Annotated in this window: 16 protein-coding genes; 10 read left to right on the top strand and 6 right to left on the bottom strand. The window is 68.7% G+C overall.

The features are described 5' to 3' along the window. The first annotated feature begins 77 nt into the window (after window positions 1-77). From fsa to QMZ16_RS02260, 5 genes are all read left to right on the top strand, one after another. Window positions 78-731 carry a fructose-6-phosphate aldolase gene (gene fsa, locus QMZ16_RS02280; RefSeq protein ID WP_028725463.1) on the top strand — a complete coding sequence of 218 codons (654 nt, stop codon included), beginning with the start codon at window positions 78-80 and terminating at the stop codon, window positions 729-731. A 66-nt stretch (window positions 732-797) separates the two neighbouring features. After that, the gene (locus QMZ16_RS02275) at window positions 798-1,481 is read left to right on the top strand and encodes a DUF484 family protein (protein ID WP_282601957.1); all 684 of its coding nucleotides are present in this window, start codon (window positions 798-800) and stop codon (window positions 1,479-1,481) included. Continuing rightward, window positions 1,478-2,407 (top strand): tyrosine recombinase XerC, encoded by a 930-nt coding sequence (locus QMZ16_RS02270; protein ID WP_282601956.1) that lies wholly within the window; start codon window positions 1,478-1,480, stop codon window positions 2,405-2,407. Before QMZ16_RS02275 ends, QMZ16_RS02270 begins: the two co-directional genes overlap by 4 nt. A gap of 55 nt (window positions 2,408-2,462) precedes the next feature. Next, entirely contained in the window at window positions 2,463-3,038 is a 576-nt protein-coding gene (gene msrA / locus QMZ16_RS02265; RefSeq protein WP_282601955.1) for a peptide-methionine (S)-S-oxide reductase MsrA, read from the top strand. After that, window positions 3,038-3,904: a 50S ribosomal protein L11 methyltransferase gene (locus tag QMZ16_RS02260; protein ID WP_022705896.1), complete on the top strand. Its 867-nt coding sequence runs from the start codon at window positions 3,038-3,040 to the stop codon at window positions 3,902-3,904. The genes msrA and QMZ16_RS02260 overlap by 1 nt, the downstream gene beginning before the upstream one ends. An 82-nt stretch (window positions 3,905-3,986) precedes the next feature. Here QMZ16_RS02260 and QMZ16_RS02255 read toward each other — a convergent pair whose 3' ends face one another. Both QMZ16_RS02255 and QMZ16_RS02250 read right to left on the bottom strand, forming a co-directional pair. Next, complete coding sequence (locus tag QMZ16_RS02255) at window positions 3,987-4,193, bottom strand: DUF1127 domain-containing protein (RefSeq protein WP_022705897.1); 207 nt, start codon at window positions 4,191-4,193, stop codon at window positions 3,987-3,989. 177 nt (window positions 4,194-4,370) lie between these two features. Continuing rightward, the gene (locus tag QMZ16_RS02250) at window positions 4,371-5,096 is read right to left on the bottom strand and encodes a 16S rRNA (uracil(1498)-N(3))-methyltransferase (protein WP_282601954.1); all 726 of its coding nucleotides are present in this window, start codon (window positions 5,094-5,096) and stop codon (window positions 4,371-4,373) included. A gap of 14 nt (window positions 5,097-5,110) precedes the next feature. On the opposite strand from QMZ16_RS02250, the gene ubiA reads away from it, so the two are divergent. Genes ubiA through QMZ16_RS02235 form a run of 3 tightly spaced genes read left to right on the top strand, consistent with a single transcriptional unit; the run spans window position 5,111 to window position 8,628 of the window. After that, window positions 5,111-6,049 carry a 4-hydroxybenzoate octaprenyltransferase gene (ubiA, locus tag QMZ16_RS02245; protein WP_282601953.1) on the top strand — a complete coding sequence of 313 codons (939 nt, stop codon included), beginning with the start codon at window positions 5,111-5,113 and terminating at the stop codon, window positions 6,047-6,049. A gap of 60 nt (window positions 6,050-6,109) precedes the next feature. After that, the gene (locus QMZ16_RS02240) at window positions 6,110-8,302 is read left to right on the top strand and encodes an OmpA family protein (RefSeq protein WP_282601952.1); all 2,193 of its coding nucleotides are present in this window, start codon (window positions 6,110-6,112) and stop codon (window positions 8,300-8,302) included. Continuing rightward, complete coding sequence (locus QMZ16_RS02235) at window positions 8,299-8,628, top strand: hypothetical protein (protein ID WP_022705901.1); 330 nt, start codon at window positions 8,299-8,301, stop codon at window positions 8,626-8,628. The genes QMZ16_RS02240 and QMZ16_RS02235 overlap by 4 nt, the downstream gene beginning before the upstream one ends. 58 nt (window positions 8,629-8,686) lie before the next feature. Here the strand turns inward: QMZ16_RS02235 and QMZ16_RS02230 are convergent, their stop codons facing one another. From QMZ16_RS02230 to smpB, 3 genes are all read right to left on the bottom strand, one after another. Further along, complete coding sequence (locus QMZ16_RS02230; RefSeq protein WP_282601951.1) at window positions 8,687-9,868, bottom strand: amino acid aminotransferase; 1,182 nt, start codon at window positions 9,866-9,868, stop codon at window positions 8,687-8,689. Between the two features lies 1 nt (window position 9,869). Further along, window positions 9,870-10,724 carry a 3-mercaptopyruvate sulfurtransferase gene (gene sseA / locus QMZ16_RS02225; protein WP_282601950.1) on the bottom strand — a complete coding sequence of 285 codons (855 nt, stop codon included), beginning with the start codon at window positions 10,722-10,724 and terminating at the stop codon, window positions 9,870-9,872. 68 nt (window positions 10,725-10,792) lie between these two features. Continuing rightward, window positions 10,793-11,266: an SsrA-binding protein SmpB gene (gene smpB / locus QMZ16_RS02220; RefSeq protein ID WP_022705904.1), complete on the bottom strand. Its 474-nt coding sequence runs from the start codon at window positions 11,264-11,266 to the stop codon at window positions 10,793-10,795. A gap of 72 nt (window positions 11,267-11,338) precedes the next feature. Here smpB and QMZ16_RS02215 point away from each other — a divergent pair, with 72 nt between their 5' ends. After that, window positions 11,339-11,782, top strand: coding sequence for an ion channel (locus tag QMZ16_RS02215; protein ID WP_282601949.1), 444 nt, complete (start codon window positions 11,339-11,341; stop codon window positions 11,780-11,782). Next, window positions 11,779-12,768, top strand: a complete 990-nt coding sequence (locus tag QMZ16_RS02210) for a P1 family peptidase (RefSeq protein ID WP_282601948.1) — start codon at window positions 11,779-11,781, stop codon at window positions 12,766-12,768. The genes QMZ16_RS02215 and QMZ16_RS02210 overlap by 4 nt, the downstream gene beginning before the upstream one ends. A gap of 58 nt (window positions 12,769-12,826) precedes the next feature. On the opposite strand, the gene QMZ16_RS02205 is transcribed toward QMZ16_RS02210, so the two are convergent. Next, on the bottom strand, window positions 12,827-13,501 hold the full coding sequence (locus tag QMZ16_RS02205) for a DUF1236 domain-containing protein (RefSeq protein ID WP_282601947.1): 675 nt from the start codon (window positions 13,499-13,501) through the stop codon (window positions 12,827-12,829). Window positions 13,502-13,607 lie beyond the last annotated feature (106 nt).

Raw genomic sequence — 13,607 nt, 5'->3', positions numbered from 1 at the left:
ACAAGACCATCCCGACCCTTTCGGGCGGGATGCTTCTGCGCTATCACCATGCCGAACCGCATCTGAGGGAGCAGGTCATGAAATTCTTCGTCGATACCGCCGATGTCGCCGCCATCAAGGAACTCAACGATCTGGGCATGGTGGACGGCGTCACCACGAACCCGTCGCTGATCCTGAAATCGGGCCGCGACATCGCGGAAGTCACCAAGGAGATCTGCGATCTGGTCGACGGCCCCGTCAGCGCCGAGGTCGTCGCCGAGAAGGCCGAGGACATGATCCGCGAAGGCCGTCACCTTGCCAAGATCGCCGAGAACATCACCGTCAAGGTCCCGCTGACCTGGGACGGCCTGAAGGCCTGCCGCGTGCTGTCGGACGAAGGCCACATGGTCAACGTCACGCTGTGCTTCAGCGCGGCGCAGGCGCTGCTGGCCGCCAAGGCGGGCGCGACCTTCATCAGCCCGTTCATCGGCCGCCTGGACGACATCAACCTGGACGGCATGGACCTGATCGCCGACATCCGCGAGATCTATGACAATTACGGCTTCGAGACCGAGATCCTCGCGGCCTCGATCCGCAGCGTCAGCCACATCACCGATGCCGCCAAGATCGGCGCGGACGTGATCACCGCGCCCCCCGCCGTCATCAAGGCGATGGCGAACCACGTCTTGACCGACAAGGGTCTGGCACAGTTCAATGCCGACTGGGCGCAGACCGGTCAGAAGATCGTCTGAGCCTTCGCGAACACGGCCCGCGCCCCGCATGACGGGGCCGGGCGACACAGGCGCAAGGGGGCCGCGATGGAGGCAGGGCTGGATCCGGAAACGAAGGCGAAGCTGATCGCCAGCCCCGAGGCCATCCTGTCCGACCGCGACCTGATGCGCGCCCTGGTCGACGCCCGAGAGGCCGATCTGGGCGACAACGTCATTGACATCCGAGGCCGCGCCATGGAGGCGCTGGAATCCCGGCTGGACCGCCTGGAATCCGCGCACGAGACCGTCATCGCCGCCGCCTATGACAACCAGTCCGGCACCGCGGTCGTGCATCGCGCCGTGCTGGGCCTGCTGGAATGCACCGACCTGTCCGATCTTGTCGGCGCGCTGCAATCCCACATCGCCCCCCTTCTGCGCATCGAGACGCTGCGCCTGCTGGTCGAACACGGCCCCGGCCTGCCCCGCATGCCCGAGGATGTGATCGTCCTGCCCGAAGGCGCGGTCGAGCTGGCCCTGGCCGCGGGCCGACGCGCGCCGCGGGGCGAGGATATCCAGCTGCGCCGCGCCGCCATCGTCACCGAACCCGCCCATGGCCGCCGCGTCGCCTCCGAGGCGCTGATTCCGCTGGACCTGGGCCAGGGCCGTCCGCCCGCGCTGATCCTGATGGGCAGCGCCGACCCCTCGCGGTTCCAGCCCGCCCATGGCACCGACTTGCTGCGGTTCTTCGCGCAGGTCTTCCGGCTGGTCCTGCTGGACCGGCTGCGGGCATGACCGGCCAGCCCCTCGCGCTGTCGCCCGCGACCAGCGACGCGCTGAAACGCTGGCTGGAAACCGAGGCCTCGACCCGCGACCGCTCGGACCATACCATCACCGCCTATCGCGGCGACCTGCTGACCTTCTTGCAGTTCATCGGCAGCCATTGGGGCGAGGCTCCGGCGCCCCGCGCGCTGGAACGCCTGACGCAATCGGACATGCGCGCCTTCGCGGCCTCGGAACGGGCGCGGGGCCTGGGGGCGCGGTCGCTGGCGCGCAGGCAGTCGGCGGTGCGCAGCTTCCTGCGCTGGATCTCGGACCGAGAGGAGATGGACCTGTCCCCCGCGCTGTCGGCCCGCAGCCCGAAATACGCGCGATCCCTGCCCCGCCCGCTGACGCCCGAACAGGCCCAGGCCACGCTGGACCGCGCGTCGCTGCACGAGGTGGACTGGATCGCCGCGCGCGACACCGCCGTGCTGACGCTGATGTGGGGGTCCGGCCTGCGCGTGGGCGAGGTGCTGGCCATGACCGGGCGCGACTGGCCCATGGGCGATGCGCTGACGATCCGCGGCAAGGGCAACAAGGAACGCCGCGTGCCGATCCTTCCGGTGACGCAGCAGGCCGTCGCGGAATACGTGCGGCTGTGCCCGTGGCAGGTGGCGCCCGACCTGCCGCTGTTCCGCGCCGTGCGCGGCGGCGCGCTGTCCCATGCGGCGGTGTCCAAGGTGATGCGGGATGCGCGCGCCTCGCTCGGGCTGCCCGCCAGCGCCACGCCCCACGCGATGCGCCACAGCTTCGCCACGCATCTGCTGGCCGAAGGCGGCGATCTGCGCACCATCCAGGAATTGCTGGGCCATTCCAGCCTGTCGACCACGCAGGTCTATACCGGGGTGGATGACGCCCGGCTGATGGCGGTCTATCGTGCCGCCCATCCGCGCGGCTGAACCGCGACCCCGCCCCATGCGTTCCGGACCGAAAACAGCACGAACAGGCAGATCCATGACCGAACACGCGATATTCCACCGCCCCCTTGGCGCCAACCCGCCCGCCGGCCACGAACAGGCGATCTTCGGCATGGGCTGCTACTGGGGGGTCGAGCGGCTGTTCTGGAAGCAGGAAGGCGTCTGGCTGACCGAGGTCGGCTTTGCCGGCGGTGACGTCCAGAACCCGACCTATGACCAGGTCAAGCGCGGCGATACCGGCCATGCCGAGGTCGTGCGCATCGTCTTTGACCCGGCGCTGATCAGCTATGACCACCTGCTGCAGCTGTTCTGGGAAAACCACGACCCGACGCAGGGCGACCGGCAGGGCAACGACGTGGGCCCCCAGTATCGCAGCCTGATCATGACCTTCAGCGATCACCAGCGCGCCGCCGCCGAGGCCGCGAAGGTCGATTTCGACAACCGCCTTGCCGTGCAGGGCTTCGGTGCCATCACCACGCAGATCGTCGATGCCGGCCCCTTCTGGCCCGCCCACGAGGCCCATCAGCAGTATCTGCACAAGAACCCCGAAGGTTATTGCGGGCTCAAGGGCACCGGAGTAGAGGCAAGCCTTCCCAACCCGGACGCGATCTGATGCCCACCTATACCGCACTGACCCACACCAAGGGCCGCGAGGCCGCCGAGGCGCTGGCCGAGGCCTGCGAGGACCTGACCCCCGAACCCGTCGGCACCGGCGTCTTCGAGATCGAGGACGGGTCCGACCGGTGGGAGGTCGGTGCCTATTTCACCGAGACCCCGGACGAGATCTCGCTGGCGCTGCTGGCGGCGGCGCATGGGGCCAACCCCTTCGTCGTGTCGGAACTGCCCGAGGTGGACTGGGTGGCCCATGTGCGCCGCGAACTGACACCGGTCAGCGCGGGGCGCTTCTACGTCCATGGCAGCCACGACGCCGAGAACGTCCCCGAAGGCGTCGAGGCCCTGTGCATCGAGGCCGCTATGGCCTTCGGCACCGGTCACCACAACACCACCAAGGGCTGCCTCGAGGCCGTGGACCGGCTGGCGAATGACGGGTTCGCGCCGCACCGCATCGCCGATATCGGCTGCGGCACCGCCGTTCTGGCCATGGGCGCCGCGCGTGTCTGGCCGGTGACCGTGCTTGCCAGCGACATCGACCCGGTCGCCGTGGACACCGCCGCGGCGAACGTGATCGCGAACGGGCTGGACGGTCGCGTCGTCTGCCTGGAGGCCGCGGGCTTCGATCACCCGACCCTGCACGAGGCCGCGCCCTATGACCTGGTGCTTGCCAACATCCTGAAGCAGCCGCTGATCGATCTGTCTGGCGACATGGCGAAACATGTGGCCGAAGGCGGGCGCATCGTCATGTCGGGCATCCTGACCACGCAGGCCGACGAGGTCGTCGCCGCCTACGAGGCTGCGGGCTTTGCACTGATCCGCCGCGACGACCTGGTGGAATGGTCCACGCTGGTGATGGGCCGCTGAAGGCCCTCACCGTATCGCCGGACATGAAAAAACCCCCGCGCAATCCTGCCGGGGGTTTCGTTCATCCGTCGGGTCGATGGGCTCAGTGGCCGCGTGCAATGCGCTCGATGTCGCCGCGGGACAGGCCGATATCGTCCAGCTCGCGGTCGGACAGGCGGCTCAGCTCCTTGCGGGTCTGGCGGGTTTCGCGCCAGCCGACAAAGGCCGAGACAATCGACGCGACGACATTGCCCACGCCCCAGCCAGCCACGCCAGCGGTCATGCTGCGGTTCGTTTCGATCGTCGCCATCTGTATCACCTGTTTTCAGACTGCCCCTTCCTGGGGCAATGTTGCGGATGCCGGGGATATATTTCGGGCAGTCCGAAAACAGTAGGCGTCAAAGCCTCAACCCCGCCATGCAGTTTTTGCAGGCGAAAATGACGGATCGGCCATCATTTTGTCATGAAGGATCGGCGAACCGACCGATCAGCCCCCGCCCCAGTCCCCAAGCGCCGCCTGCCACAGGGCCATCGCGGCCACCGCTGCCGTGTCGGCGCGCAGGATGCGCGGCCCCAGGCTGACCGGAACGACGTGCGCAAGATCCGCCAGCTGCCGACGCTCGTTCCCCGAGAACCCGCCTTCGGGGCCGATCAGGATGGCCCAGGGGCCCGCCGGCAGGCCCGCCAGCGTCTCGGCCACCCCCACGCGCGATTCGTCGGCCCAGAGGATGCGCCGCGACGGATCCCAGTCCGACAGCATGCGCTGCAGGGGCTGGAGGTCGGTCACCTCGGGGACGAAGGTGCCGCCGCATTGCTCGGCGGCCTCGACGGCATGGGCCTGAAGCCGGTCCTGCCGGATGCGTTCGGAATTGGTGTGATCGGTCTGGACCGGCATGATGCGGGCGGCGCCCATCTCGGCGGCCTTCTCGACGATGAAGTCGGTGCGGGCCTTCTTGATCGGCGCGAAGACCAGCCACAGGTCGGGTGGGTCCTGCTGCGGGGCCGATTGCGCGACGGGCATCAGCGTGCCCTCGCGCTTGGCCAGCCGGTCGATGCGCGCGGTCCATTCGCCGTCGCGCCCGTTGAAGACGGCGACCTCGGCCCCTTCGCGCTGGCGCATGACGCCCGACAGGTAATGCGCCTGACCCTGATCCAGCGGGACGGGTTGTCCCGCGGCAAGGGGGTGATCTATGAACAATCGTATCTTCGCCATGATGGGCAGACGCTATGCAAAGCAGCACGGAAAGACCAGACGCGGTCGTCGACGCGCCGAAGGGAAACTGGGTCGATGAGATCGCCCCGCCATGGTCGCGCCCCTGGTTGCGGCTCAGCCGCGCGGACCGGCCCATCGGGACATGGCTGCTGCTGCTGCCCTGCTGGTGGGGGATCGGGCTGGCGATGATGGCCGACGGGCCGCGCTGGTTCGATGCGTGGATCGCGCTGGCCTGCACCATCGGCGCCTTCGTCATGCGGGGCGCGGGCTGCACCTGGAACGACATCACCGACCGCCGGATCGACGCGCAGGTCGCGCGCACGCGGTCGCGTCCGCTGCCAAGCGGACAGGTCACGCTGAGGGGCGCCTATGGCTGGCTGATCGCGCAAGGGCTGATCGGGCTGGCGATCCTGCTGACCCTGGGGCAGGCGGCGATCTGGATGGGCGTCGCCTCGCTGGCGCTGGTCGCGATCTATCCCTTCGCGAAACGCTTCACCTGGTGGCCGCAGATCTTCCTGGGGCTGGCCTTCAACTGGGGCGTCATGCTGGCCTATGCCGCACATGCGGGCCGTGTCGATGCGGCCCCTGTCGTGGCATGGGTGGCGGCCATCGCCTGGACGATCTTCTACGACACCATCTATGCCCACCAGGACGCCGAGGACGACGCCCTGATCGGGGTGAAATCCACCGCGCGGCTGTTCGGCGACAAAAGCCCGCGCATCCTTGCGGGATTCGCCCTGAGCGCGGTCCTGGTGCTGATGTTGGCCACCGCGCTGCCCGGTCGCAATCTGTTGATTGCCTGGGCGGGCGTCGCGGGTTTTGGCCTGCACCTGGGCTGGCAGCTTCGCAAATTCCAGCCGGATCAGGGCGATACCTGCCTGCGCCTGTTCCGCTCCAACCGCGATGCGGGGCTGATCCTTGCGCTGTTTCTTGCCGTGGCGGGCCTCGCATGATTGCGTGACGGGGTTCGCGTGGCTATCGGTTCGACGCTGGAAACAAGTCAAGGCTGAGCAATGGCGCGCAAGCGATCCCGCATATCGACCTCTATGGCCACCGTCCTGCTGCTGGGGGCGGCCGGGGGGCTTGCATGGGCGGGGGCCGAGGCCGCTTCCAGCTTCATCGAGAAACGCTCGGCCCAGGACGTGACCCGCGCGCTGCAGCTGTCCGGCCACGACTGGGCCGACGTCACCACCGACGGGCTGCAGGTGCGCCTGACCGGCACCGCCCCGACCGAGGTGGACCGCTTCCGCGCGATGACCGACGCCTCGACCGCGGTGGATGCCAGCCGCGTCATCGACGACATGACCGTCGCCGCCATCGACGCGCTCAGCCCCCCCGAATTCGAGATCGAGCTGCTTCGCAACGACCAGGGCCTGTCGCTGATCGGGCTGGTGCCCGCCGCGCTGGACCGTGCCTCGCTGCTGGCGGGTCTGGAGACGGGCGGCCTGCCGGTCACCGACCTTCTGGAGAGCGCGGACTATCCGGTGCCCGACGGCTGGGACGCCGCGCTGCGCTTCGGGATCGAGGCCGCGCGCCTTGCGCCCCAGGCCAAGATCTCGATCGCGCCGGGCAAGGTCGCGGTCGCGGCGCTTGCCGACAGCCGCCAGGACAAGGGCCGGATGGAGACCGCGCTGCAGCGCGCGCGACCGCAGGGCGTGACGCTGGACGCCACCATCTCGGCCCCGCGCCCGGTCATCGCGCCCTTCACGCTGCGCTATGTCATGGACGGCACCGGCCCGCGCTTCGACGCCTGCGCCGCCGAGACCGAGGATGCGCGCACGCTGATCACCGATGCCGCGCGCAAGGCGGGTCTTGCGGGGCCTGCGAACTGCACCCTGGGGCTGGGTGCGCCCACCCCGGAATGGGGCGAGGCCGCCGCCGCCGCGATCGAGACGGTCGCAGCCCTCGGACAGGGCGATGTCACGCTGTCGGATGCCGATGTCGCGCTGGTCGCGCCCGCGGGCGTGGACCCCGCCCTGTTCGAGCAGGCGGTCGCGCGGCTGGAACAGCGCCTGCCCGCCGTCTTCTCGCTGGATGCGACGCTGGAACAGGCCGAGCCGCGCGCCGCCGCCCCGATCGAGTTCCTGGCGACCCTGACCGACCAGGGCACGCTGTCGATGCGTGGCCGCATGGCCGACGAACAGATGCGGCAGGCCGTCTCCAGCTTCGCCGCCAGCCGCTTCGACATCGCCGAAAGCGGCCTTCGCGACGACGAGACCGTGCCGGGCGGCTGGACCGTCCGCGTGATCGCCGCGCTCGAGGCGATGGACGCGCTGGAATCGGGCAGCACCCGCGTCACCCCCGACATGGTCGCGCTGACCGGCATGTCCGGCGACCCGAGCGCGACCGATCGCGCCGCCGCCATCCTGTCGCGAAGGCTGGGCGCGGGTGCGCGCTATCAGCTGGCCATCCGCTATGACCGCAGGCTTGACCCGGCACTGGGCCTGCCCGACGGCGAGGAATGCGTGGCCCAGCTGAACCGCATCATGAGCGAGAGCGAGATCGGCTTCGAGCCAAGCAAGTCCACCATCGCGGGCGATCCCGCCTCCACGCTGGCGCTGCTGTCGGACGTGATGGCCGATTGCGCCGACTTCCAGATCGAGGCGGGCGGGCATACCGACAGCCAGGGGTCCGAGGGCTTCAACGCCGAACTGTCGCGGGGCCGCGCGCAGGCCATCGTGCAGGCCATGTCGGATGCCGGGATCAACACCGCCAATATGACTTCTCGCGGCTATGGCGAAAGCCAGCCCATCGACACGAACGAGACCGAGGCCGGCCGCGAGGCGAACCGCCGGATCGAGTTCCGCCTACTGACCCCGCGCCCCGTGCAGACCGACGCGCTGGAACCGCCCGTCACCATCTCGGGCGTGACCTCGGCGCCCGACGAACCCGACGATGCGCCTGCGGACGATGCCGCGATGCAGGGACCGCAGCTGCCGCCCGTCTTCGGCCCCGACCTGCCCCGCCACGGCATGATGCCCCCGCAGATGCAGGGCCCCCAGCTGCCCCATGCCTCCGAGGCGGCGGGCATGGTCCCCATGACCGTCGGCGTCAGCGAAGAGTTCGAGACGCTGGACGAACGCGAGGAAAACATTAGGGTGCCGGTGCTGACCCCGGACGAGGACACGCCGCGCCCCGGCGCGCGCCCTGCAAGCGTCTCGGACCGGGCGGATGCGGAACCGACCGACGAGACCCCTGCCGAATGAACCGATCCGAATTCATCGCCGTAACCGCCATCATCCTGTTCGGGGCCTTTCTTCTGGGCTGGCTCTGCAGTTGGCTGGTCCATCGCTTCACCCGCCCCGCGCAGGCCGACATGTCCGACCTGGACCGCATGGCCCAGTCCCTGCACGAGGCCGAGGAAGAGCGCGACGCGGCCATCGCCCTGCTGGAGGAACGCGAGGCCGTGCTGGCATCCCGCGTCGCCGGGGCCGAGGCCGAGCTGCGCGCCGCGATGGAGGGCCTGCGCGACAGCCGCTCCGAGGTCGAGGAGCTGCGCGACTATATCGAACAGCGGCTGGCCACGCGCTGAGCCATGAAAAAAGGGGGGCGCCGCGGCACCCCCCTTTCGACATTCGCGTCACAGGCGTTCAGACGCCGGCGTCGATGATCGCGCGCGCCAGGACCGGCACGGTGTCGCTGTTCAGGCCCGCGATGTTCAGGCGCGAATCGCCCACCATGTAGATGCCGGCCTCGCGCTTCATCGTCTCGACCTGTTCCTGCGAGGCGCCCAGCCGCGAGAACATCCCGCGATGGCGCGCGATGAAGTCGAAGCGGTCGCTGCCCGAAAGGTCGCGCAGTTCGGATGCCAGCTGATCGCGCAGACCCAGCATGGTGTTGCGCACCTCTTCCAGTTCGGCCTGCCAGTCGGCCCGCAGCGCCTGATCGTCGAGGATGGTCGAAACGATCCGCGCGCCATGATCGGGCGGGAAGCTGTAGGTCTGGCGGTTCAGATAGGCCATCGAGCCCTGCGCCAGGTCGCGCGCCGCGCCGTTCTCGGCCAGCGCCATCAGGATGCCGGTGCGTTCGCGATAGATGCCGAAATTCTTGCTGCAGGATGCCGCGATCAGCACCTCGGGCAGGCTGCGGGCGACAAGACGCGTGGCCTGCGCATCGGCGTCCAGACCGTCGCCGAAGCCCTGATAGGCAAGGTCGATCAGCGGGATGGCCCCGGTCTTCTCCAGGATCGCCACGACCTCGGCCCACTGGTCCATGGTCAGGTTCGCGCCGGTCGGGTTGTGGCAGCAGCCGTGCAGCAGCACCACGTCGCCCTTCTTGGCGCGCGCGATGTCTTCCTTCATGGCGTCGAAATCGACGCCGCGGCTGTCATTGTCGAAATAGCGGTATTCGACGAAGGGCAGGCCCATGAACTTCATGATCGACAGGTGGTTCGGCCAGGTCGGGTCCGAGACATGCACCGTCAGGTCCGGGTTCGCCATGCGGGCCAGTTCCAGCGCCTGGCGCACGGCACCCGTGCCGCCGACCGTGGCAACCGATGCCAGGCGGTCGGTCGGAACCTCGTCCAGAACCAGGCGGGCCATGGCGGCGCGGTATTCGGGTTCGCCCGCCAGACCGGTATAGGTCTTGGTGGTCTGGGTTTCCCAGATGCGGCTCTCGGCGGCCTTGACGGCGCGCATGACCGGGGTGACGCCCTGCGGGTCCTTGTAGACGCCGACGCCCAGGTCGACCTTGCCCTGTCGGGTGTCGGCCTTGTATTCCTCGATCAGCATCAGGATCTTGTCGGCGGCTTGCGGTTTGAGGTTGGACAGCATCTCAGGCGTCTCCGGTTGCGATGTTCAGGTCGGCGAAGCTGCCCCATTCGGACCAGCTGCCGTCATAGAGCGAATGGTTGCGATGGCCGATCCGCTCCAGCGCCAGCGACAGGATCGCGGCGGTCACGCCGCTGCCGCAGGTGGTGATCGCGGGCTTGGACAGGTCCACGCCCGCATCCTCGAAGGCGGCGCGCAGGGCGCCCTCGTCCTTCATGGTTCCGTCGTCGTTCAACAGCCGCGCGAAGGGCAGGTTCCGCGATCCGGGAATATGGCCGCTGCGCATGCCGGGGCGCGGCTCGTCCGCCTCGCCGCGGAAACGCCCGGGGGCGCGGGCGTCGATGATCTCGTGGTCGCGCAGCTTCGAGGCCGATGCGACCTGCGTCACGTCGCGCACCAGCCCGGCCTGCCGCTGCACCGTGATGTGGCGGTCGCGCATGACGGGGGGCATGTCCTCGGTCGGGCGCCCCTCGGCCAGCCATTTGGGCAGGCCGCCATCCAGGACGGCCACGTCCTTCTTGCCCATCAGGCGGAAGGTCCACCAGACGCGGGCGGCGCTGTGCACGTCGGAATTGTCGTAGATGACCACCTGGTGCCCGTCGCCCACGCCCATCGCGCGCATGCGGCTGATGAACATCTCGGGCGGGGGGGCCATGTGGGGCAGCGCGCTGCGGCGATCGCTGATCGCGTCGATGTCGAAGAACCGCGCGCCGGTGATGTGGGCGCCGTCATATTCGGCACGCGCATCGCGCCCCGATGCGGGCATGTGCCAGCTGGCATCGATGATGCGAAGGTCGGGGTCGCCCAGATGGGCGGCCAGCCAATCGGTCGAGACAAGCGTCCTCGGGTCGTCCTGCATGTGCCCCCCTTCGCTGATGCAGTCCTGACTTACAGACCGCGGCGCGGGGGCGCAATGGCGCAGCCGCGTCAGCCCTGCTTGAGCAGGCGCTGTTTCTGGCGGTTCCAGTCGCGCTTGGCGCTGGTTTCGCGCTTGTCGGCGACCTTCTTGCCCTTGGCGACGCCGATCTTCAGCTTCACCAGGCCCTTGTGGTTGAAATACATGACCAGCGGCACGAGGGTCATCCCCTCGCGGCCGACGGCCTGCCACAGGCGGGCCAGTTCGCGGCGATTGACCAGCAGCTTGCGCCTGCGGCGTTCGTCATGCCCGAAGACGCCCGCATTCAGCAGCGTGGCGATATAGCCGTTGATCAGCCACAATTCGCCATCCTCGATGCTGGCATAGCTTTCGGCGATGTTCGACTGCCCCGTGCGAAGGGACTTCACCTCGGAGCCGGTCAGCACGATGCCCACCTCGAGATCGCTCTCGATGAAATAGTCGAAGCGTGCGCGCCGGTTCTCGGCGATCACCTTGTAGTTCTTGTTTTCCGGTTCCTTGGCCATGACGATGTCAGATAGGTGCGCGCGCGGGTCCTGTAAAGATGCGCCGCGCTGTTGCGGATCGGGAGGGCGGTCATGACGGGACAGATCGCGTTGGGCTCGATGCTGATGCTGGGCAGCATCGCCATCGCGGGCCTGTGGATGTGGCTTCTGGAATGGGCCTATGCCCGCTACGAGGGTTGGCTGCTGCGCGCGCCCCATCGGCCCAAGCTGATCCTGATCGTCGGCGCGTCCAGCCTTGCCGTGCTTGCGATGGTGACCATTTCGGTCTGGCTCTGGGCGGTGGCGTTCCATCTTCTGGGCATCTTCGCGGGCTTCGAGGAGGCGATGTACTTCACGCTGGTGAGCTTCACGACCCTTGGCTACGGTGACGTGCTGATGCCGCGCGAATGGCGCATCCTGGGCGGGCTGGCGGCGGCGAACGGGCTGCTCAGCTTCGGGCTGATGACCGCGCTGATGGTCGAATCGCTGCGCCATGTGCGGGTCAGGCAGATCGCATTCACGAAGGAACGCAGATGAGACCCGGCCCCCTGAACCTGATCACCGACGTCGCGGGCCTGAAGGTCGGGCAGGCGCATGATCACGCGCTGAAATCGGGCGTCAGCGTGCTGACCGCAGATGCGCCCTTCGCCGCCGCCGTCCACGTCATGGGCGGCGCCCCCGGATCGCGAGAGACCGAGCTTCTGGCCCCCGACAAGCTGGTCCCCGCCGTCGATGCGCTGGTCCTGTCGGGCGGCTCGGCCTTCGGGCTGGCGGCCTGCGACGGCGTGATGGAGGCCGCGCGCGCGGCGGGGCGCGGCTTTGCCATCGGCCCTGCCCGTGTGCCCATCGTGCCGGGGGCGATCCTGTTCGACCTGATCAACGGGGGCGACAAGGACTGGGATGCCAACCCCTATCCCGCGCTTGGGGCGCAGGCATGGCGGGCGGCGGATACGCGCTTCGACCTGGGCACGGCGGGTGCGGGATATGGCGCGATGACGGGCAACCTGCGCGGGGGCCTGGGATCCGCCAGCGCGGTCCTGGAAAACGGCGCGACGGTGGGCGCGCTGGTGGCGGTCAACGCGCTCGGGTCCGCGACGGTGGGCGACGGGCGGCAGTTCTGGGCGGCGCCGTGGGAACTGGACGGCGAATTCGGCGGCATGGGCCTGCCCCGCGACTTTCCCGCAGCACACGAACCGCCTCCGGCGAAGCGCATGGGCGAGGCCACGACCATCGCCATCGTCGCGACCGACATGGCGCTGGACAAGGCGGGCCTGACCCGGATGGCGACGGTCGCGCATGACGGCATGGCCCGCGCGCTGGTGCCCAGCCATACGCCGCTGGACGGGGACCTGGTCTTCGCGGCCTCGACCGGGCGCGTGCCTGTGGGCGATCCGCTGGCCGATGCCTATGCGCTGTCCCATGCCGCGGCCTGCGTGCTTGCGCGCGCCATCGCGCGGGGGGTCCATGCCGCGACCGCCCTGCCCGGCGACCTGCAACCAGCCTGGCAAACCCGCTTCGCATAAGGAAAAGGCGGTGCGCACATGACGCACCGCCCCATCAGAGATCGCCAAGAGGGACAGCTTAGCGATAGATGTAAACGATCTGGCGGTCGTTTGGATCCACAAGAACCGTCTGCCCGTTGATCTGGGCATAGCGATATTCCGGTGCCTCGGGGATGTCGTAGATGTTCACCGTCTCGGGGACGCCCGCCCCGACGACGACCTCGCCCTCCAGATAGACCGGATCGACGCTGTTCGAGGTGACATAGGTCGTGACCTCGGCCTCGGGTTCCACGCTGGCCGCGGCACCCGCGCCGCCACCGATCGCGGCACCTGCCACCGCACCGACCGGACCGCCGATCAGCGCGCCCATCGCCGCGCCGCCGACGCCGCCGACGGCGGTGTTCTGGCCGCTGTTGTCGGGCTGGGCCGGGGCCTCGATCACCGTCACGCCGATATCCTGCCGGTTCGGATAGAGGCTGACGATCTCGTCGCCTGCGGTGACGTTCAGGTAATCGCCATAGGCCCAGCCGTCGATCGTGTCGGAATTGACCTCGCACCAGTTGGCGCTGTCGATGCAGCCGACGACGTTCACCTCGTCGCCCGCGGGGATCGAGCCGATCACCTCGTGTTGTACGCCGGGCCCTTGGCGCACGTTCAGATCGGTAGCGGCGGTCGCGGTGGTCGCCTGCGCGAATGCGGCACCCGACAGGCCCAGCAGGGCCACGGCACTGGTCGTCATGATCTTCGTCATCATCGCGTTCATCCTTGTCCAAGCGGCCCTTGGCGGGGCCGGAATGGGCAGGAAACATTCCGCCCGACCTCCGCGTTCCACACGGGTCCATCACTTAAGATTTTCCCTT

The organism is Paracoccus sp. PARArs4, from assembly GCF_947311865.1.
In the GTDB taxonomy this organism is placed as follows: domain Bacteria; phylum Pseudomonadota; class Alphaproteobacteria; order Rhodobacterales; family Rhodobacteraceae; genus Paracoccus; species Paracoccus zeaxanthinifaciens.
Note: the sequence above shows the minus strand (reverse complement) of the source record. Positions and strands in the feature narration are given on the sequence as shown.

Excerpts from the sequence above, each read along its gene's own strand:
- fsa (WP_028725463.1), top strand. The coding sequence starts at position 78 with ATGAAATTCTTCGTCGATACCGCCGATGTCGCCGCCATCAAGGAACTC.
- QMZ16_RS02275 (WP_282601957.1), top strand. The coding sequence starts at position 798 with ATGGAGGCAGGGCTGGATCCGGAAACGAAGGCGAAGCTGATCGCCAGC.
- QMZ16_RS02270 (WP_282601956.1), top strand. The coding sequence starts at position 1,478 with ATGACCGGCCAGCCCCTCGCGCTGTCGCCCGCGACCAGCGACGCGCTG.
- msrA (WP_282601955.1), top strand. The coding sequence starts at position 2,463 with ATGACCGAACACGCGATATTCCACCGCCCCCTTGGCGCCAACCCGCCC.
- QMZ16_RS02260 (WP_022705896.1), top strand. The coding sequence starts at position 3,038 with ATGCCCACCTATACCGCACTGACCCACACCAAGGGCCGCGAGGCCGCC.
- QMZ16_RS02255 (WP_022705897.1), bottom strand. The coding sequence starts at position 4,193 with ATGGCGACGATCGAAACGAACCGCAGCATGACCGCTGGCGTGGCTGGC.
- QMZ16_RS02250 (WP_282601954.1), bottom strand. The coding sequence starts at position 5,096 with ATGGCGAAGATACGATTGTTCATAGATCACCCCCTTGCCGCGGGACAA.
- ubiA (WP_282601953.1), top strand. The coding sequence starts at position 5,111 with ATGCAAAGCAGCACGGAAAGACCAGACGCGGTCGTCGACGCGCCGAAG.
- QMZ16_RS02240 (WP_282601952.1), top strand. The coding sequence starts at position 6,110 with ATGGCGCGCAAGCGATCCCGCATATCGACCTCTATGGCCACCGTCCTG.
- QMZ16_RS02235 (WP_022705901.1), top strand. The coding sequence starts at position 8,299 with ATGAACCGATCCGAATTCATCGCCGTAACCGCCATCATCCTGTTCGGG.
- QMZ16_RS02230 (WP_282601951.1), bottom strand. The coding sequence starts at position 9,868 with ATGCTGTCCAACCTCAAACCGCAAGCCGCCGACAAGATCCTGATGCTG.
- sseA (WP_282601950.1), bottom strand. The coding sequence starts at position 10,724 with ATGCAGGACGACCCGAGGACGCTTGTCTCGACCGATTGGCTGGCCGCC.
- smpB (WP_022705904.1), bottom strand. The coding sequence starts at position 11,266 with ATGGCCAAGGAACCGGAAAACAAGAACTACAAGGTGATCGCCGAGAAC.
- QMZ16_RS02215 (WP_282601949.1), top strand. The coding sequence starts at position 11,339 with ATGACGGGACAGATCGCGTTGGGCTCGATGCTGATGCTGGGCAGCATC.
- QMZ16_RS02210 (WP_282601948.1), top strand. The coding sequence starts at position 11,779 with ATGAGACCCGGCCCCCTGAACCTGATCACCGACGTCGCGGGCCTGAAG.
- QMZ16_RS02205 (WP_282601947.1), bottom strand. The coding sequence starts at position 13,501 with ATGATGACGAAGATCATGACGACCAGTGCCGTGGCCCTGCTGGGCCTG.